This is a genomic window from Egicoccus sp. AB-alg2 (assembly GCF_041821065.1).
GTDB lineage: Bacteria > Actinomycetota > Nitriliruptoria > Nitriliruptorales > Nitriliruptoraceae > Egicoccus.
On the sequence record NZ_JBGUAX010000006.1, the window covers coordinates 81,542 to 99,969 of the forward strand.

Consider the following 18,428-nt stretch of genomic DNA (forward strand, 5'->3'; position numbering starts at 1 on the left):
TCGCGACGACGCTCAGGCGTGCACGTGGCCCCGCAGCACCTGTGCCGCGCGGTCGACGTCGTCCTCGCCGTTGCAGACGTGGAAGGACAGGCGGAGCCGGCCGGCCCGGGTCGCCGCGGCGATGGCGGCGCGCCGCAGCAGCTCCGGTACCGCGTCGTCCGTGGCGGCGGACACGATGGCGGAGCCGTGCCACGGCAGCCCTACCGCGTCACAGAACCGGTGCGCGAGGGCCGTGGCGTGGGAGTGCAGGGCCTCGGTACCCACCTCCAGCAGGAACTCCAGCGAGGCGGCCTGCCCGACCCACGCCTGCCAGGCCGGTGACAGGTCGAACCGACGAGCGTCCTCGGCCAGCCGCAGCGGGCTGCCGTAGAGGCTCGCCCAGCGGTCCTCGCCCGCGTACCAGTTGGCGTGCACCGGGTGCAGCGCGTCGCGGTGAGCGGGACCGACCGTGAAGAACGCCGTGCCCCGCGGGGCCAGCAGCCACTTGTAGCCGGCATCGACGGTGTAGCTGAACCGGCGCGGGTCGACGGGCAGCCAGCCGACGGCCTGCGTGGTGTCGACGAGCGTGCGGGTCCCGGTCGTTTCGCAGGCCTCCACGAGCGCGTCGAGATCGGCGATCCGGCCGTCGGCGGACTGCACGGCGGAGACGGCCACCAGGCTGGTCGCCGCCGTGACGGCGTCCGGGAGGCCCTCCAGCGGCACCTCCCGTACCTGCACGCCCTGCCCGCTGCGGGCGAGGAAGGGAAACACCACGCTCGTAAAGTCGCCGGTCGAAGTCAGCACCTCGCTCCCGGCCGGCAACGACGCGGCCACCATGCCGACGAACGCGGACACCTGCGAGCCCACGGCGACCCAGGACGGGTCCACGCCGACCAGGCGCGCGTAGTCCCGACGGCTGGCCTCGACGACGGTGTCGAAGCCCGGCGCCTCGACCGTGCCGCGGCGCCATTCGTCGAGCGTGCGCTCCAGGGCGGCGAGCGTCCGTCGCGGCGGCAGGCCGAGGCTGGCACTGTTGAGATAGACGACGTCGGGCGCGAACTCCTCGCGCGCCGCCGCCACGCGGGTTGCCGGGTCGAGGCTGGCTTCCGTCCGGACCGTCACCACCTGCTCCTCAGTCGCGTACGGGGACGCTACTGCCCGGGCGGCCCGTCGGTGGTTGTTGGTGGCGACCGACGCCGTGCTGGCGGTCCGAGACCGCACCACCGAGCAGGTCCGCCTGGCGCCGGTGGGGAACCGCGTCGGGGTAGCGGCGGGTCCGGTGAACGGCCGCGGGTCAGAGCGTGCCGGCCGCCAGTCGGGCCCGGACCTCCTTGGCCCGTCGCCGCACCTCCTCGACGTCCGCGAGGCGCTCGAGCGTCGCGTAGGGCCGGGCCAGTCGGCGGTTGTCCGCCAACACGTCGCGATGACGGTCGAGGAAGTCCCAGTACAGGGTGGTGAAGGGGCACGCCCGCTCACCCACGCGCTGCTTCGGGTCGTAGCGGCAGTCGCCGCAGAAGTCGCTCATGCGGTCGATGTACTTGCCGCCGGAGACGTACGGCTTGGTGCTCATGCTGCCGCCGTCGGCGTACATGCCCATCCCGACCACGTTGGGCACCATCACCCAGTCGGCCCCGTCGACGAACGACGCGTGCATCCAGGCGGTCAACTCCTGCGGGCGCACACCGGCGAGGGTGGCCAGGTTGGCCAGCACCATCAGCCGCGGGATGTGGTGGGCATAGGCGTGGCGTTCGATCCAGCCCACGGAGGTGGCGACACATCGGGCGTCGGTCGACGCCGCGCCCGTGAACGCCGGCGGCAGCGGCTGGTCGTTGCCCAGCACGTTGGCCGCGCGCCAGTCCGCGTCGCGCCACCAGTACAGCCCCCACACGAACTCGCGCCAGCCGACGACCTGGCGGACGAACCCTTCGGCGCTGTTGAGCGGGACACGCCCCTCGCGGTAGGCGATCTCGGCCGCCTCGACCACCTCGCCCGGGTGCAGCATGCCGGCGTTCAAGGCATGGCTGAGCAGCGAGTGCCGCATCGCCCACGACCGTTGCAGCATCGCGTCCTGGTGGGCGCCGAAGCCGGGCAGGACCTCCTCGACGAAGCGCTGCAGGCGATGCAGCGCCCGGCGACGGGAGGTCGCCCACGTGCCGTCCGGTGGTGCGCCGAACAGCCGGACGCCGGGCAGCGACTCCAGGTGGTCCATCACCTCGCGGTCGAGTTCGTCCAGGGCGCTGGTGGTCACGGGCGGCCAGTCACGCCCGTCGCGCGGTGGCGGCTGGCGGTTGTCGGCGTCGAGGTTCCAGCGTCCGCCCGCCGGCGCGTCTCCGTCCATCAGCACCCCGAGACGGCGCCGCTGCCAGCGGTAGAAGTCCTCCAGCAGGACCGAGCCGTCCCCGCGCTGGTGCCGGTCCGCCCAGTCGGCGAACTCGTCGTAGTGGCACAGGAACTGGTCGTTGCGCCGCAGTTCGACGCCCAACCGCTCGAGCGTCGCCCGACCGCGGCGGTTGAGCGGCTCCATCGCTTCGACCGCGTCCGGCCGGTGGTCGCGCACGTGCGCCTCGAGCCCCGCTCGCCAGGAGTCCGCCTCGCGCCAGTCGACCTCGAACCCGCGCCGTTCGAGGTCGACGGCCAGCCGACGCATGCCGGCCACGAACAGGTGGGCGCGCTGCCGGTGCCACGGCCGCTCACGGAGCTTGGCGAGCGACAGCACGAACAGGATCCGGTCGACGCCCGGGCGGGCCCCGGCCAGCACCCCGCCCGTCGGGTGCAACTGGTCGCCGAGCACCCACAACGTCCGGCCCATGCACCACCGCCTTCGCGCCGCCCGCAGCAATGGTTCGGACCCGCCGCCGACACCGTCCGGCGTGCCTCCAGACCGTGGATCAGCCGTCGGACGTGACGGCCGGCGAGCGGGCGACGGCGAAGGCGCGGATCGGCAGCGAGGGTGCGCCCTGGACGGCCAACGGCACGAACGACGTCGTCGCCCCGGCGGGGAGGTCCGCGAGGTGGCAGAGGTGCTCGACGACGACGATCCCGGCCCGCAGCAGGTGCGTGTGCGCCGGCCGGGTCGGGTCGGCAGTGTCGTCGACGTTCCAGAAGTCGACCCCCACGACGGCCGGGCGTGCGGCCACCAGCCGCGCCACCAGCTCGCCGCCGAGGAACGGTCCCGGCTCCCAGTAGTCCTCGCGCCCCCACCGCCGGTCCCAGTCGGTGCGCACCAGCACGGCGGTCCCGACCAGGCGTTCCGGGTCGGGTAAGGCCAGGTCGAGGTCGCGGCCGCCGGCCGCCGCCTCACGGGCGTCGAGCACGAGCGTCGGCAGCTCGACCAGCCGGTCGAGCGGCAACCGGCTGACGTCCGGCCCGTCGGGATCGCGGTGGAACGGGCTGTCGAGGTAGGTGCCGGTGTTGCCGACGAGCTCGAGCCGACCGATGGCGAACTCTGCCCGGTCGTCGTAGCGCGAGCGCGACTCGGCGTGCGACAGGTGCAGGCCGACCCGCGGGCCCGGCAGGCCGGGATAGCCCGGCATGCCGTCGTGGATCGGGTGGCTGAGGTCGATGACGGTCACGCCCACCGGGCTGCCTCCCTGGTCGTCGCGGCACGTCGCCGCCGCCACATCGTCGCACCTGCGCCCATGGCGGCGAGCAGGGCCGGAATCATCACCACCTCGAGGGGCCAGCGGCGACCCGGTAGCGGCGTCGGCAACGGGTACTCGACCCCGGTGGCGACGAGTGCGGCCGCCGAGCGCGAGTCGTGCGTCGCGAGGTCGACCAGCGCCGCGTCGAAGGCGAACGTCGTGGGGTCGTGGCCGAGGTGGGTGACCGGTGGGCCGGCACCGTCGGCCAGCGCCTGCACCTCCGCGGCGGCACCGGGCGATCCGTGACCCGGAACGACCAGCCGGTCCAGGCCGGCGGCCGCGTCCCAGGAGGTCGTCGACACCAGGTGGAGCCCGTGCCGGGTCGTGACGACGCCGTCACCGACCAGCTGCACCGTGCTCGCCCCCGTGCGCGGGTACAGGTCGACGACCGCGGCCAGTTCCAACTCGCCGACGCCGTCGCCGACGACGACGCCGACATCCGTGCGGTCGATGCGCCAGGCCGAGTTCGCCCGCCAGGTGGCGCGCGACGCCACCGGCACCGTGAAACCGGGCTCGTCGAGCAGGTGCAGGTGCCGATAGCCCAACCGCCGAGCGGTCGCCGACGCCTCGCCGCGTCCGGCGAACCGCTCGACGACCCGCAGCGACGCGTCCACTGCGGCGGTGATGCCGGCCGAGGACACCACGTTGCCGTCCTCGACCCAACGACGGCCGCGGACCCAGTCGGTTGCCGGATGCCGCGCCTCCAACATCGTGAACAGGTTGCGGTGGGTGGTCGCCGAACGACCGTCGAGTAGACCGGCCTCGGCCGCGACCCACGAGCCGCCGCAGATCGTGAGCAGGACCGTGTCGGGGCTCACGTTGGCCCGCAGCCACGCCAGCAGCGGTGCGTTCGCCGGCTCGCCGGCGCGCGGCACGAACGGCAGGACCACCACGTCCGGCGGCCCGGCGAGGGCCCGGTCGAGCTCCGCGAAGTCGTAGTGGGGCAGGAACTCGGCACCACGTAGCCGAGGGGAGCCGGGGAACAGCGGCAGCACCTCGCGCCGTGGTGCCGCGGTGACGACGTCGAAGTGGCCGGAAGTCGCCAGCACCCCGACGGGGGCCAGGACGTCGAGGCTCTCCGCGCCGGTGGCCCCGGCGACCACGACCGCGGTCGGCCGGTCCGGGTCCGGCGTTGGTGGCGGCGGTGGGTCGAGGGGGGCAGGCCGCGGCGAGGTGGCCGTCGCCGACAGGTTGAGGCTCAGGGTGAGCATCGTGAACAGCAGGACGGGCAGCGTCGCACCGAACAGGTGCCGCAGGAGCGAGGCCAGCCGGCCACGGCGCAAGGTGTTCCTCATCGAAGTTCCTCGTCGGGATGTGGCGAGCACCCTCCCCCGCGGCGGGCCGCTCGACCGCACCGACGGCGGCCAGAGGGCGCGCACTTCCTGCCAGCCCGCGGCGCGAAGCCGCCCGCCCCACGGCCCGGGCCGCGTACAGTCCGGCGCATGCACCGGGTCGCCGCCGTCATCAACCAGGGTTGTCTGACCTTCGACCTCGCCGTGCCGTGCGAGGTGTTCGGCTGGGACCGGTCCTACCTCGCCGAGGACTGGTACGACTTCCGGGTCGTGGCGGCCGATCCCCCGCCGATCCGCACGGCGACCGGCTTCACCATCGACACCCCGCACCGCCTGGACGTGCTCGCGGAGGCGGACACGATCCTGATCCCCGGGTGGTCGGACCCGGAGGTGGCGCCGTCCGCGGAGCTCGTGGAGACACTCCACGCCGCCCACGAGCGCGGCACGCGCCTGGTCTCCATCTGCGTCGGTGCGTTCGTGCTGGCGGCTGCGGGCCTCCTCGACGGGCGGCCGGCGACCACCCACTGGGCCTACGCCGATCGGTTCCGCACCCGCTTCCCCAGGGTGAGGCTGGACCCACGGGTGCTCTACGTCGACGACGGGCAGATCCTGACGTCGGCCGGCACGGCGGCCGGCCTGGACCTGTGCCTGCACCTGGTGCGCCTCGACCACGGCGCCGAGGTGGCCAACGGTGTCGCGCGCATGGTGGTGACGCCGCCGCACCGCGAAGGCGGGCAGGCGCAGTACATCGAACGTCCCCTCGCGGCGCCGGGTCGCGGCTCGGAGCTGCAGCCGACCCTGGAGTGGGCACTGACGCGGCTGGACGAGCCGCTGTCGGTCGGGGTGCTCGCCCGGCACGCCTCGATGAGCCCGCGGACCTTCGCCCGCCGCTTCCGTCAGGTCGCCGGCACCACCCCCGGCGAATGGCTGCTGGAGCAGCGCCTCACCCTGGCGCGGCGGCTGCTGGAGACCACCGACGGGACGGTCGACTGGGTGGCGCACCGCTGCGGGTTCGCGTCCGCCGCCACGCTGCGCCATCACTTCGCGCAGCGGCTGGCCACCTCGCCGCGGGCCTACCGGTTCACGTTCCGCGGCACCTCGGACGACTCCGCCGGTCCGCGACCGTTGGCAGGAACCCAGCGGTAGCTGGCCGTCACGCGGTCGGTCGGGCGGCAGCACGCGTCGGCAGCATCACCGCAGCCGACCGACGAGGACCGACATGGCTGCGCCGACCACCGATGCCCGTCAGCTGCCGACGTCCGGGCCAGCCGACCCGGGCGACGCCCGGCGGACGCCCACGCGACGGCTGGCACCCCTGGTGCTCCTGGGTGCCGCCGGCCTGTGCGTCGCGGCGTCGACGTCCAACCACGCCGTGCCCGTCCTGGCCTGGCTGGCGCCGGTGCTGCTGCTGCGGTTCGTGCGGACCACGCCGCGCACGACCGGGCTGGTGAGCGCCGGGGTGACGTACGCCCTCGCGTTCGCCGTCGCCTGGCACGCGCAGTGGCCGGTGCCGCCGCTGCTCCTGGCGGGGCTGGCCACCGTGTTCTTCCTGCCCTACGTGGTCGACCGGCTGCTCGGCCCACGACTGCGGCCGGGACCCCGAACGCTGCTGCTGCCGTTCGCCTGGATCTCGGTCGAGTACGCGCTGGTGTACCTGCCGCTCCTCGAAGGCAGTCCGATCGGTGCGTGGGCCGCCGTGGTGCACAGCCAGTACGGCCAACTGCCGCTGCTGCAACTGCTCGCCGTGACCGGTCAGTGGGGCATCGCGTTCCTCGTCGCCTGGACGGCGGCGGTGGCGAATCTGGTGTGGGACCGCGGTGTCGCCGACCGGCAGGCCCGCCGCCTCGGGGCCGGCGCACTGATGCTGCTGGTCCTCGTGCTGACCGCCGGCGGAGCCCGGCTGGCCCTCGCGGCTGCGCCGGAGGCGACGGTACGTGTAGCCGGCGTCGTGGTCGAGAACGACGAGATCCTGGTGCGGACCTGGAGCCCAGTCCGGCAGGGCATGCCGCTGGAGCACGACGACCGCGAGGCCTTGACCGACGAGCTCACGGCGTTGCACGACCGGCTCTTCGAGCTCAGCGAGCGCGAGATCGCCGCCGGGGCACAGGTCGTCGTCTGGGCCGAGGACAACGCCCTGGTCTTCCGTGAGGAGGCCGACGCGCTGGTCGGTCGCGGGCAGGCGTTCGCCGCCGAGCACGGCATCGCGCTGTTCATGGGCATGGTCGTGATCGGGACCGGCGAACCGGCCGACAACCAGGTGGTCGGCGTGACGCCCGACGGCGAGGTGGCGTTCACCTACCTGAAGTCGTTCCCCGCACCAGGCGAGGGCTCACGGGCCGGCGACGGACGCATCGCCTGGATGGACACCCCGTGGGGCCGGATCGGGGCCGCCATCTGCTTCGACCACGACTTTCCGCCGCTCATCCGCCAGGCCGGGCGGGCCGGCCTGGACGTCATGGTCAACCCGGCCGACGACACGCCGGTCATCGACCCGCTGCACCCGCACATGGCCGTCCCGCGTGCCATCGAGAACGGATTCGCCATGGTGCGCCCGGCGCAGGGCGCCCGCTCGATCGCCGTCGACGCGCTCGGCCGCGTCCTGACGGTGCAGGAGGCGGTCGGCCCCGCCCGCAGCTTCGCCGTCGACCTGCCGGTCGCGGGCCGTGCGACCGCCTACGCCCGAATCGGTGACGTCGTCGCCCACGTCGCGATGGCCGGCCTCGTCCTGGTGCCGCTCGCCGGGCGCCGACGCGCCGCGACCGGGAACCCGCACGCGACCGGGGGTCAGTGGCGCACGTCGAAGCGGTCGTGACCGGCAGGGGTGTCCTCGGCCGCTTCCACCTCGGTGACCACGGCGCGCGGCGGGCCGCCGTCACGGATCCAGCGCTCCACCGCTTCGACGGCGTCGGGCGGCCCTTCGAGCCAGGCCTCGACGCTGCCGTCGGCGCGGTTGGCGACCCAGCCGGTGAGTCCGTGACGTCGCGCCTGCTCGCGCGTCCGGGCCCGGAAGAACACGCCCTGGACGCGGCCGCGCACGGTGAGGTGCCGAGCGACGTTCGTGGTCACGGGCAGCCTCCGGGCGTCGGAACGAGGTGTCGGACGACGTCCGCATCCTGCCGGTTGCCGGCCCGGTCTGCCGGGCGGGCGATCGGTCGCCCGATCGGTCCCGGAGCCGCTCCGCACCCGCTCCGTGTCGACGACCCGCCCCCTCCCTAGACTCGACGCTGCCGGCGAACACCGGCGTCCGGAGGGGAGGCATCATGGGCCGCATCGAACGCTTCACCAGCCGCGCCGACGCCGAGCTGGCCCGCTCCGTCCTGGAGGACGCCGGCATCCCCGCCTACGTGTCCGGCGACGACGCCGGCGGCGTGCACCCGGACATCCCGTTCGGCATCGGCGGCACCGCCGTGGTCGTCCCCGACGACCGCCAGCAGGAGGCCGAGCGGCTCCTGCGTCGCGAACTGCGCGACGACGTCCTCGACGACGCGGAACTGGAGGCGGCCGCGCTGGCCGCCGGTGGCCAGGACGTCGTCGGCGCGCCCGCCACCGCCACGCTGCCCGCGGACGAGACCGCCGGCGGACCGGGCCGCGTGGTCCGCGCCGTCGTCGCGGTCGCGCTCGTCCTGCTGCTGTTCCTCGCGGCCTCGACCGTGCTCGACCTGCTGCGCTGATCCGCGCCGCCCGGCCGCGGCACGCCTGCCCGACCATCCACCTCGACGGAGCTGCTTCGCCGTGCTTCTGCGCCTGTCCGATCTCTTCCTACGCACCCTGCGTGACGACCCGGTCGACGCGGAGCTGCCCGGCCACACCGCCCTGGTGCGGGCCGGCTACGTCCGCCGTGCCGGCGCCGGCCTGCACACGTGGCTGCCGCTCGGGCACCTCGTGCTCCGCAACGTCGAGCGGATCATCCGCGAGGAGATGGACCGCATCGCCCAGGAGGTCCACTTCCCGGCGCTGCTGCCGCGCGAGGCCTACGAACGCAGTGGCCGATGGACGGAGTACGGCGACGCGCTGTTCCGGCTGCAGGACCGGCGCGGCGCCGACCACCTGCTGGCGCCCACGCACGAGGAGATGTTCACGCTGCTGGTCAAGGACCTGTACTCGTCCTACAAGGACCTGCCGCTGAGCCTGTACCAGATCCAGGCCAAGTACCGCGACGAGGCCCGGCCGCGGGCGGGGCTGCTGCGCGCCCGCGAGTTCGTCATGAAGGACTCGTACTCGTTCGACGTCGACGACGCCGGGCTGGAAGCCGCCTACCGGCGTCACCGGGACGCCTACGTCCGGATCTTCGACCGGCTCGGACTCGACTACGTCGTCGTGTCGGCCGTGTCGGGCGCCATGGGCGGTTCCACCAGCGAGGAGTTCCTCTGCCCCACGCCCGTCGGCGAGGACACCTACGTCCGCTCCCCCGGCGGGTACGCCGCCAACGTCGAGGCGGTCGCCACGCCGGTGCCCGGGCCACTCCCCTACGACGACGCGCCGCCGGCACACGTCGAGGACACGCCCGACACGCCCACGATCGAGACGCTGGTCGCCTTCGCCAACGAGCACCTGCCGCGTCCCGACCGCCCGTGGCACGCCGCCGACACCCTCAAGAACGTCGTCGTCATGCTGCGCGCGGTCGACGGCACGCGTGCACCGCTGGTCGTCGGCGTGCCCGGTGACCGCGACGTCGACACCAAGCGGCTCCAGGCGCAGGTCGACCCGGCGGTCGTCGAACCGTTCACCGACGAGGACTTCGCCGCCCACCCGGTGCTGGTCAAGGGCTACATCGGCCCGCAGGTGCTCGGCGAAGACGCTCCCGGCGGGATCCGCTACCTCGTCGACCCGCGCGTGGTCGAGGGCACCCGGTGGCTGACGGGTGCCAACGAGGCCGGCCGGCACGTCTTCGACCTCGTCTGCGGCCGTGACTTCCGGCCCGACGGCACCATCGAGGCGGCCGAGGTCCGCGCCGGTGACCCGGCGCCCGACGGCTCGGGCCCGCTGGAGCTGGCCCGCGGTATCGAGATCGGCCACATCTTCCAGCTCGGCCGCAAGTACGCCGAGGCCCTCGATCTGCGCGTCCTCGACGAGCACGGCAAGCTCGTGACGGTCACCATGGGCTCGTACGGCATCGGCGTGTCGCGGGCGGTGGCCGCGATCGCGGAGACCACGGTCGACGAGCTCGGCCTGTGCTGGCCGCGTGCCGTGGCGCCGGCGGACGTCCACGTCGTCGTCGCCGGCAAGGACGACGCCGTCGAGCAAGCGGCGGAGCGGCTGGCCGCGGACCTGCAGGCCGCGAACGTCCGCGTGCTCCTCGACGACCGGCCGCGGCTGAGCGCCGGGGTGAAGTTCAAGGACGCGGAGCTGCTCGGTGTGCCCACCATCGTCGTGGTCGGCAAACGGCTGCAGGACGGCGTCGTCGAGGTCCGCGACCGGCGCAGTGGCGAGCGGAGCGAGGTCGCGCTCGACACGGCCGTGGAACACCTGGTCGCCATCTGCGGCGAGGAGCGACGGTGACCGCGCGCCGCAGCGCCGGACTGCTGCTGTACCGGTTCGTCGACGGTGACCTGCAGGTGCTGCTGGCGCACATGGGCGGGCCGTTCTGGGCCCGCCGCGACGCCGGCGCGTGGAGCATCCCGAAGGGCGAGTACGCCGACGACGAGGCACCGCTCGCGGCGGCCCGCCGCGAGTTCACCGAGGAACTCGGCGTTCCGGTGCCCGACGGCGAGGTCGTCGCGCTCGGCGAGGTCAGCCAGTCGGGCGGCAAGGTGGTGAGCGCGTTCGCCCTGCACGCCGACCTCGATCCCGACGCCATCGAGCCCGGCACCTTCACCATGGAGTGGCCGAAGGGGTCGGGTCGCGAGCAGGCGTTCCCCGAGGTGGACCGGGTGGCGTGGTTCGACCCCGCCACGGCCGAAGACAAGCTCGTGACGGCCCAGCGGGCATTCCTGGAGCGGCTGCGGGCAGCCGTCGCCGGCTGACCCGCCCATGGGGACAGCGGTGGCTCGCCGCCGGGGCACCGGCCGCCCTACCGTCGCGTCGATGCAGACCTTCCTTCCCTTCCCCGACTTCGCGGCCAGCGCGACCGCACTGGACGACCGGCGGCTGGGCAAGCAGCGGGTGGAGACCCTGCAGATCCTGCGGGCGCTCCACCTCGACGGCTATGGCTGGCGCAGCCACCCGGCCGTCACGATGTGGCGAGGCCACACCGCGGCACTCGTCGCCTACGGCCTGGCGGTGGTCGACGCCTGGACCGACCGCGGCCACGCCGACACCACACGGGCCCTGATGGCCGAGTTCGTCCACCCAGGCGTGCCGGCGACGCAACGTCAGCTGGCGCGCACCGGGGGCCTGCCGCCGTGGCTGGGTTGGGAGCCGCTGCACCGCTCCCACCGTTCGGCGCTGGTGCGCAAGGACCCCGACCACTACCGGACCCGCTTCCCGGACGTCCCGGACGACCTCGACTACGTGTGGCCGCAGCCACCGGCAGCGGCGGCCGGGCCGGGCCGGCGCGAGGCCTGGGTGGTGCGCGGCGAGGTACGCGGCGGCGAGGTCGCGGTCGTGGCAGAACCCGGCGAGGACCCGTGGGTGCCGCTCGACGCCCGCCCCGGCCGGCTCACGAAGCGGCTGCGGCAGGCCGCGCGGCTGGTCGAGGAGATCGTCGAAGGTGACGTGCTCCTGGTTCCCGACGGTGCCGACCTCCGCGTCGCCCGGGTGACGGGGAACCACCGCCTGCACGACGGCCACCACGTCCGCCGGGTCAGATGGCTCGGCCGCCTGCCGCGCGCTGCCTTGGACTTCCCGGCGGCGCTGCAGGACCCGCAGACCGTCTTCCCGCTGCACGACGAACCGGCCGTGCGTGTCGCCGCCGGACACGCCGCCGACACGTACGCCGGTACGGAGTGCGGGACGGACGGCACCCCTCACACGACCGCCTTCCCGGCCCGGAGCTCCCCATGACGACCAGTGGCCTGCACGGCAGCCTCGTCGCCCTCGTCACCCCGATCGACGAGCGCGGCGACATCCACACCGGCGACGTCGAGGTGCTGGTCCGCCGAGCTATCGACGACGGCGCCACCGGCGTGGTGCTCGCCGGCACGACCGGTGAGGGCACGCTGCTCGAGCCGTTCCAGCGCGAGACACTCACCCGCGCCGCGCGCGGCGTCGTCGACGCGTTGGTCGCCGCCGACGGCGAACGGCGTCCGGCCGTGATCGCCGGGGCCTCCGGCCCGACCGTCACCGACCTGGACGCGGACGTCGAGCGGCTGGCCGGCGCCGGTGCCGACGCGGTGCTCGTGCTCGCGCCGCACACCTATCCGCTGCGGCCGAGCGAGCTGGTCGACCTCCACCTCGGCGTCGCGGAACGGACGTCCGTGCCAACCCTCGTCTACCACATCCCCCAGCTGACCGGGTCCTCGCTCACCCCCGAGTCGCTGCCGGATCTGGCCGCACACCCACGTGTGGTCGGGATGAAGGACTCGTCTCCCGACGCCGACCGTCGTGCCCGCTTCGCCGCCGTCGCGGCGGACCTGCCCGACTTCGCGGTGCTGACCGGCCACGGTCCCACCCTGCGGGCCGCGCTCCTGGCGGGCGTCGACGGATCGATCACCGCCGTCGCCAACCTCCGCCAGCGGCAGGTCGTGGCACTGCACGCCGCGGTGGCCGCCGGTGATGACGCGACGGCCGAGCGGCTACAGGCGAACCTCACCCGGACCGTCGAGTCGCTGGCCGCCGTCGATGCCGCCCTGCCGGCCGTGCTGAAGGCCGCCCTGCAACTGGACGGGGTCCTGACCGAGCGCTGGTGCCGGCCGCCGCTGCAGTCCGTCCCACCGGCACGGCTCGACCACGTGCGCAGCGCCCTGCTGCGCTGACCCCGCTCGGCCACGCGGTGACACCGCCACGGACCGTCGAGGAGTACTTCGCGGGCATGCCACTCGGACTGGACGTCCACCACCGCGTCCGCGACCTCCTCGACGAGAACGGCGACGTCGAGGTCCTGGTCACGAAGACCCAGGTGACGTACCGGACGCCCCGACGTGGTTTCGCGGTGCTGTGGCGACCCGGTGTCCACCTGGACCGGCCGCCCGTGGACCTGGTGCTGTCGGTGCTGCTCGACCGCCCGATCGCGTCGTCGCGATGGCGGCAGGTGGTGCAACTGTCGCCCAACCGGTGGCAGCACCATCTCGCCGTGACCGGACTCGCGGACGTCGACGAGGAGGTCGCCGACTGGCTGCGCGAGGCCCAGGAGGCCGCCGTCTGACGCTCGCGCGCCGTGTCAGGCGGCCGTGCGCGAACGCCACAGCAGCCACACGAAGTAGGGCGTGCCGATCAGGGCGGTCAGCAGGCCGGCCGGGACCTGCGCCGGGGCGATGACGCTGCGTCCCAGCGTGTCCGCGATGCTCACCAGGGCGGCGCCCAGCAGGGCCGCCACCGGCAGCAGCCGCCGGTGGTGTGCACCCACGAGCGCCCGCGCGAGGTGGGGTGCCACCAGACCGACGAACCCGACCACGCCGATGGCGCTGACGGCGGCGGCGGTCAGCAGGGCGGCCGTCAGCAGGGCCGTCAGGCGGACACGCGCCAACGCGACGCCCAGCACCCGAGGCGTGTCGTCGTCGAGGCGGACGAGGTCGAGTTCGCGGTGCACGAACGCGGCGACCGGCGTCAGCACCGCCAGCGCCAGCGCGACCGGCGCGACCTGGGCGAGCGTGCGGCCGTACGTGGAGCCGGACAGCCACGTCAGCGCCAACGCGACGTTCCAGGGGCTGGTGACAAGGATCACGAACGTGATGACGGCACCGGCGCCCTGCCAGACGCCGATCCCGATCAGCACGAGCCGGTCGGAGACCAGGCCGCCGCGCGCCGCCAGCCCGTACACCAGCGCGAACGCGGCCACGGCGCCGGTCGCGGCCGCGCCGGTGACGCCCCAGATGCCTGCGCTGGGCACGACCAGCAGGACGACGACGGCCGCCAGGCCGGCCCCGCCGGTGATGCCGAGGAGTCCCGGCTCGGCCAACGGGTTGCGGCACACCGCCTGCACGACGGTGCCGGCGACCGCGAGGGCGGCGCCGGCGGCCAGCGCGGCGACCACGCGCGGGAAGCGGGCGTCGAGGACCAGGGTCACGACCCGCCCGGAGCGGCCGCTGGCCCAGTTCACCAGGTCACCGCCCAGCACCCAGAGGTCACCGGCCAGCATGCCGAGCACCGCCGCCCCCAGCACGACTGCCGTCGCGAGCACGGTGACGGTGACGAACCGTCGGCGGGTGCGGGCCCCGACCCCCGCCGCGGCCGGCTGGCGCGTCGGTCCGGAGTCACGGAACCGGGCGGCGAGCCAGATCAGCACGAGCGCACCGAAGCCGGTGGTGACCACGCCGGTCGGGACGTCGATCCCACCCTGGCCGCCGAGGACGGCGCGCAGCAGGACGTCGGCGCCGAGCACGACCAGGATGCCGGTCAGCCCGGCCAGCGGGAACAGGACCCGGTGGCGGTGCAGGTCGGGCAGCCGCGTCGCGAACAGGCGCACGAGCACGGGGGCGACCAGGCCGACGAAACCGACCGGGCCGGCCACCGTCACGGCCGCGGCGCTCAGCAGCACGGCCACCAGCACGACCAGCAGCCGGGTGGTGCGCACCGGCACACCGAGGACCGCCGCCGTGTCGTCGCCGAGTGCCAGCAGGTCCAGGCGGTGCGCCAGGGCCATCGCGCCGGCCACGCCGACTGCGACGACTGGCGCCATCTGGCTCACGGCGCGCAGGTTGCTCTGCACCAGCGAGCCGCTGCCCCAGGCGAACAGTCCGACCGTCGCCTCGCCGAACAGCAGCAGCAACAGCACGGTGAGGGAGTGCAGCGCGAGCGCGACGGCGGAGCCGGCCAGGATCAGCCGGGTCGGGCCGCTGACGCCGCCGGCCGACAGCGCCAGGACCAGCCCGGCGGCGAGGAGCCCGCCCACGAACGCCAGCCCGCCGGCCGGCAGGACGGGCAGCGACCAGCCGAACGCCGCAGCGGCGACGACCGCGAGGTAGGCACCGGCGTTGACCCCGAGGGTGTCGGGTGAGGCGAGCGGGTTGCGCGCCAGCGACTGCAGCGCGGCACCGGAGCAGCCGAGCGCGACGCCGACCAGCGCCCCGGCCAGCAGCCGCGGCAGCCGGGACGCCACGAACACCGCGGCGGTGCGGTCGGCGCCCTGCCCGACGAGGAGCCGCAGCAGATCGCCCGCCCCCACGGACGAGGTCCCCTGGGTGACGTGGACGACCGCGACGACCACCACGGCGCCCACCGCGAGCGCCCCCACCGCCGCGACCCGGACCGGCCGCACGGGTGCGCTCACTGATGCGGTCGTGTCGGGGGCGTCGGTCCCCGCCCGTCCCGGCGCGAGCGGTCGCGTCACGAGGTGACGGCGGTGACCGTGGCCTCGACGAACTGCTCGACCGAGCGCGGCCCACCGAACATCCAGATGCCGTCGGGCAGGCGGTCGACGTCGCCGCGCTCCACGAAGGGCAGCGACTCCCAGATGGCGTTGCCCGTCAGCCCCTCCGCGAACGGGTCGCCACCGGCCTGGTCGTTGGCGTAGTAGAGGAAGTGCACGTCGCCGAGTCCGTCGAGCCCCTCGACATCCGTCTGCGCCAGGCCGTAGTCGGGGTCGCCCTCGGCGTCCCAGGCGTTGTCCAGGCCGAGCTCCTCGCCGACGGCGCCGGCAAGCGATCCTGGCGTGAACATCCGGATGGAGACGTTGCTGCCTTCCATCCAACCGTCGGCGAGCACGAACGCGTCTCCCTCGGCGCCTGCGTCGGCGATCTGCTGGGCGCCGTCGGCCAGCGCCGCGTCGAGCTCCTCGAGCAACGTCTGTGCCTGCTCGCCGCGACCGACGGCATCGGCGGTCAGCTCGAGGTTGTCGCGCATCTGCTCGATCGGGCGTTCGGCGTCGGCACCGCGCACGACCAGGACGGGGACGAACTCCTCGATCTGTTCGATGATGTTGGGTGCCAGGTCGGTCGTGGAGATCACCAGGTCGGGATCCAGGGCGACGAGCGCGTCGATGCTCGGCTCGCCGCGCATCCCGACGTCCTCCACGCCGTCGTCCAGCGGCGCGGCCTGCACCCAGTTGGTGTAGCCGGTGACGTCGGCGACCCCGACGGGCATGACCCCGAGGCTGACGAGGTTCTCGACGACCCCCCACTCGAGCCCGACCACCTCCGCCGCGGGGGCGTCGAGGCGGAGCTCCTCGCCGCGCGCGTCGGTCAGCGTGACGGGGCCGGCCGGGGCCTCGCCACCGGCGTCCTCGGCCGCCGTGGCGTCGCCCGCCCCGGCGTCCGTCCCCGCGTCGTCCGAGGCGGCGTCCTGCGCGGCCTCCACGCTGCCACAGGCGGTCAGGGCGAGCACGGCACCGGCCGCGAGCACGACGAGTCGGATCCTTCGCATGCGATTCCTCCGCAGAGCGCGGTTCGAGCGGACGGGACGGTCCCGTCCGCGGGGACGTCAGCCGTCGGCGCCGGCCGCGCGGCCACGGCGGCCCAGCGGCCGCGTCGTGACCCGGCGGGTCTCCGGATCGACCGTGACGTCGACGGGGATGCCGTAGGTGTCCGCCAGCGCCTCCCCGGTGAGGACCTCGTGGGGGGCACCCGCCGCCCGGATGCGGCCGCGATGCAGGAGGGCGATCCGGTCGGCGACGTCGGCGGCCTGGTTGAGGTCGTGGAGCACGACCCCGATGGCGACCCCGTGGTCGTCCGCGAGGGCGCGGACGAGGTCGAGCATCTCGACCTGGTAGCGCAGGTCGAGGTGGTTGGTCGGCTCGTCGAGGAGCAGCACGCCCGTGTCCTGGGCGAGACAGGTCGCGAGCCAGACGCGCTGCAACTCCCCACCGGACAGTTCGTCGACACCGCGGTCGGCGAAGTCGGCCACGCCGGTGACGGCCATCGCCTGTGTGACGGCGGCGGGACCGTGCGGGTCGTCGCCACGGAAGCGGCCGCGGTGCGGATGTCGGCCGTAGGTGACCACGTCCCGGACCCGCACACCCGTCGGCGTCGGCCGGTTCTGGGCGAGCAGGGTCACCCGCCGCGCGAACGCCCGGGGGCTCAGGTCGTCCGCCGTCGCGCCATCCGCGAGGCGGATCGTCCCCCGTGTCGGGCGGTGCAGTCGGGCCAGGGCGCGCAACAGCGTCGACTTGCCACTGCCGTTGGGACCGACGAGCGCGAGCACCTCACCGGCGACGAGCCGTAACGACGCCTCGGCGACGACCGGCCGATCCCCGTAACCGAGGTGCAGGGCCTCGCCCCGGAGAGCGGCGGTTGCCGACGCCGCGTTCTCCGGGCCGAGCACCGGGGGAGCGGCCTCGACGGCCGACGGAGCCGCCGGTTCGGCGGTGCTGCGCAGTGCCATGACGTGTCCTCGCGACCGGCCGGCGAAGGTGAAGTGAACCTGAATGCCAACACTAAGGGCAACCTCACCTACCTCGCAAATGGCGACGTCACGAGGACCCGACGTGGCGACCACGACGTCCGGTGGAACCCACCCCTTGCGCCCGGCGTCCCACCGGTGTCCACGACGGGAGATGGCGGATGCGCACGACGGGCGGCGTGACGGGTCGGGCGGTGGCGGTCGGGATGGCGGTCCTGCTGCTCGGCGGCTGCAGCGCGGGCGGCGACGACGCGGCGACGGAGACGGCGGACACGTCGGCACCCCAGGCGGAGGAGGAGCCGGCCGAAGGCCCCGCGGAGGACTCCGCGGAGGGCGAGACCGCGGGCGGCGGCGCCGGTGACGGCGGGGCCGCGACCGGCGACGCGGACCAGGCGCTGCCGACCGCCGCGACGCTCGGTCGACGGGTCATCCGGACCGCCACGCTGGAGTTGGAGGACGCCGACCCCGGGACCGTGGCGGACGGCGTGGCGCGGATCGTCGAGCAGACCGGCGGCTTCGTCGCCACCGCGGACCTGCGCCGCGACGCGGAGGGCGTGCTGAGCGGCGCGCTCACCGTGCGGGTGCCCAGCGAGCACCTCGATGCCACACTCGACCGGCTCGAGGCCCTGGCCGACAACGCGCCCGTCCGTCGCATCGACGAGCAGGACGTGACCGTGGAGAGCGCCGACCTCCGGGCGCAGTTGCGAAACCTCGAGGCGTTCGAGGCCGAGCTGCGCGCCCTGCTCGAGGAGGTCGGCGAGGGCACGACACGCGCGGAGGACCTGCTGACCGTCTACGAGCGCATCCGCGAGGTGCGGGCGGAGATCGACCGTATCGAAGGCCGCCTCGACGTCCTCGACGACCAGGTGTCGCTGGCGACGATCACGGTGCGGCTCGTCCCGACGGTGTCGGCGGTACCCGTCGGCGACCCGGGCTGGTCCCCCGGCGAGACGGTCCGCGCCGCGGTCGCCGCCGCCAGCCGGGCGCTGACCGCCGTGGCGGACGTCGCCATCTGGATCGGGTTGGCGGTGGTCCCGGTGGTCGCGGTCGTCGCCCTGCCCCTGGTGGTCGCCTGGGCGGCCTGGCGGCGCCACGAGCGGCTGGCCGCGGCACGTTCGTCGCCGCCCTGATCCGAGCCGCGCGC

17 protein-coding genes are annotated in these 18,428 nt (G+C 74.4%); 9 read left to right on the plus strand and 8 right to left on the minus strand.

All coding sequences use genetic code 11. The annotated features are described in order from the left end of the window. Positions 1-12: 12 nt before the first annotated feature. The 4 genes from ACERM0_RS12645 to ACERM0_RS12660 all read right to left on the minus strand — a co-directional run bounded on the left by ACERM0_RS12645 (position 13) and on the right by ACERM0_RS12660 (position 4,915). Positions 13-1,101, minus strand: coding sequence for an aminotransferase class V-fold PLP-dependent enzyme (locus ACERM0_RS12645; RefSeq protein ID WP_373678964.1), 1,089 nt, complete (start codon positions 1,099-1,101; stop codon positions 13-15). A gap of 172 nt (positions 1,102-1,273) precedes the next feature. Next, positions 1,274-2,788 (minus strand): cryptochrome/photolyase family protein, encoded by a 1,515-nt coding sequence (locus tag ACERM0_RS12650; protein WP_373678965.1) that lies wholly within the window; start codon positions 2,786-2,788, stop codon positions 1,274-1,276. A 79-nt stretch (positions 2,789-2,867) separates the two neighbouring features. Then, on the minus strand, positions 2,868-3,557 hold the full coding sequence (locus ACERM0_RS12655; protein ID WP_373678966.1) for a cyclase family protein: 690 nt from the start codon (positions 3,555-3,557) through the stop codon (positions 2,868-2,870). Further along, a complete protein-coding gene (locus tag ACERM0_RS12660) occupies positions 3,548-4,915 on the minus strand; it encodes a DJ-1/PfpI family protein (protein WP_373678967.1) in 1,368 nt (455 codons plus the stop codon). The genes ACERM0_RS12655 and ACERM0_RS12660 overlap by 10 nt, the downstream gene beginning before the upstream one ends. Positions 4,916-5,062: 147 nt before the next feature. Here ACERM0_RS12660 and ACERM0_RS12665 point away from each other — a divergent pair, with 147 nt between their 5' ends. Continuing rightward, positions 5,063-6,058, plus strand: coding sequence for a helix-turn-helix domain-containing protein (locus ACERM0_RS12665; RefSeq protein WP_373678968.1), 996 nt, complete (start codon positions 5,063-5,065; stop codon positions 6,056-6,058). 73 nt (positions 6,059-6,131) lie between these two features. Continuing rightward, positions 6,132-7,724: a nitrilase-related carbon-nitrogen hydrolase gene (locus ACERM0_RS12670; protein WP_373678969.1), complete on the plus strand. Its 1,593-nt coding sequence runs from the start codon at positions 6,132-6,134 to the stop codon at positions 7,722-7,724. On the opposite strand, the gene ACERM0_RS12675 is transcribed toward ACERM0_RS12670, so the two are convergent. Further along, complete coding sequence (locus tag ACERM0_RS12675) at positions 7,697-7,978, minus strand: acylphosphatase (RefSeq protein WP_373678970.1); 282 nt, start codon at positions 7,976-7,978, stop codon at positions 7,697-7,699. The two genes, ACERM0_RS12670 and ACERM0_RS12675, sit on opposite strands and share 28 nt — an antisense overlap. A gap of 194 nt (positions 7,979-8,172) precedes the next feature. On the opposite strand from ACERM0_RS12675, the gene ACERM0_RS12680 reads away from it, so the two are divergent. From ACERM0_RS12680 to ACERM0_RS12705, 6 genes are all read left to right on the plus strand, one after another. After that, the gene (locus ACERM0_RS12680) at positions 8,173-8,583 is read left to right on the plus strand and encodes a putative signal transducing protein (RefSeq protein ID WP_373678971.1); all 411 of its coding nucleotides are present in this window, start codon (positions 8,173-8,175) and stop codon (positions 8,581-8,583) included. Between the two features lie 61 nt (positions 8,584-8,644). Then, the gene (locus ACERM0_RS12685) at positions 8,645-10,411 is read left to right on the plus strand and encodes a proline--tRNA ligase (RefSeq protein ID WP_373678972.1); all 1,767 of its coding nucleotides are present in this window, start codon (positions 8,645-8,647) and stop codon (positions 10,409-10,411) included. Further along, entirely contained in the window at positions 10,408-10,875 is a 468-nt protein-coding gene (locus tag ACERM0_RS12690) for an NUDIX domain-containing protein (protein ID WP_373678973.1), read from the plus strand. The genes ACERM0_RS12685 and ACERM0_RS12690 overlap by 4 nt, the downstream gene beginning before the upstream one ends. A gap of 61 nt (positions 10,876-10,936) precedes the next feature. Next, a complete protein-coding gene (locus ACERM0_RS12695) occupies positions 10,937-11,854 on the plus strand; it encodes an MSMEG_6728 family protein (protein ID WP_373678974.1) in 918 nt (305 codons plus the stop codon). Then, positions 11,851-12,765, plus strand: coding sequence for a dihydrodipicolinate synthase family protein (locus ACERM0_RS12700; protein ID WP_373678975.1), 915 nt, complete (start codon positions 11,851-11,853; stop codon positions 12,763-12,765). The genes ACERM0_RS12695 and ACERM0_RS12700 overlap by 4 nt, the downstream gene beginning before the upstream one ends. 56 nt (positions 12,766-12,821) lie before the next feature. After that, entirely contained in the window at positions 12,822-13,154 is a 333-nt protein-coding gene (locus ACERM0_RS12705; protein ID WP_373678976.1) for a DUF5655 domain-containing protein, read from the plus strand. 15 nt (positions 13,155-13,169) lie between these two features. Here the strand turns inward: ACERM0_RS12705 and ACERM0_RS12710 are convergent, their stop codons facing one another. From ACERM0_RS12710 to ACERM0_RS12720, 3 genes are read right to left on the minus strand one after another with little or no spacing between them, the layout of a single operon-like run. After that, entirely contained in the window at positions 13,170-15,278 is a 2,109-nt protein-coding gene (locus ACERM0_RS12710) for an iron ABC transporter permease (protein WP_373678977.1), read from the minus strand. After that, entirely contained in the window at positions 15,275-16,309 is a 1,035-nt protein-coding gene (locus ACERM0_RS12715; protein ID WP_373678978.1) for an ABC transporter substrate-binding protein, read from the minus strand. The genes ACERM0_RS12710 and ACERM0_RS12715 overlap by 4 nt, the downstream gene beginning before the upstream one ends. Before the next feature lie 57 nt (positions 16,310-16,366). Then, on the minus strand, positions 16,367-17,266 hold the full coding sequence (locus ACERM0_RS12720; RefSeq protein WP_373678979.1) for an ABC transporter ATP-binding protein: 900 nt from the start codon (positions 17,264-17,266) through the stop codon (positions 16,367-16,369). Between the two features lie 179 nt (positions 17,267-17,445). Here ACERM0_RS12720 and ACERM0_RS12725 point away from each other — a divergent pair, with 179 nt between their 5' ends. Further along, a complete protein-coding gene (locus tag ACERM0_RS12725) occupies positions 17,446-18,414 on the plus strand; it encodes a DUF4349 domain-containing protein (protein ID WP_373678980.1) in 969 nt (322 codons plus the stop codon). The last annotated feature ends 14 nt before the right edge of the window (positions 18,415-18,428 follow it).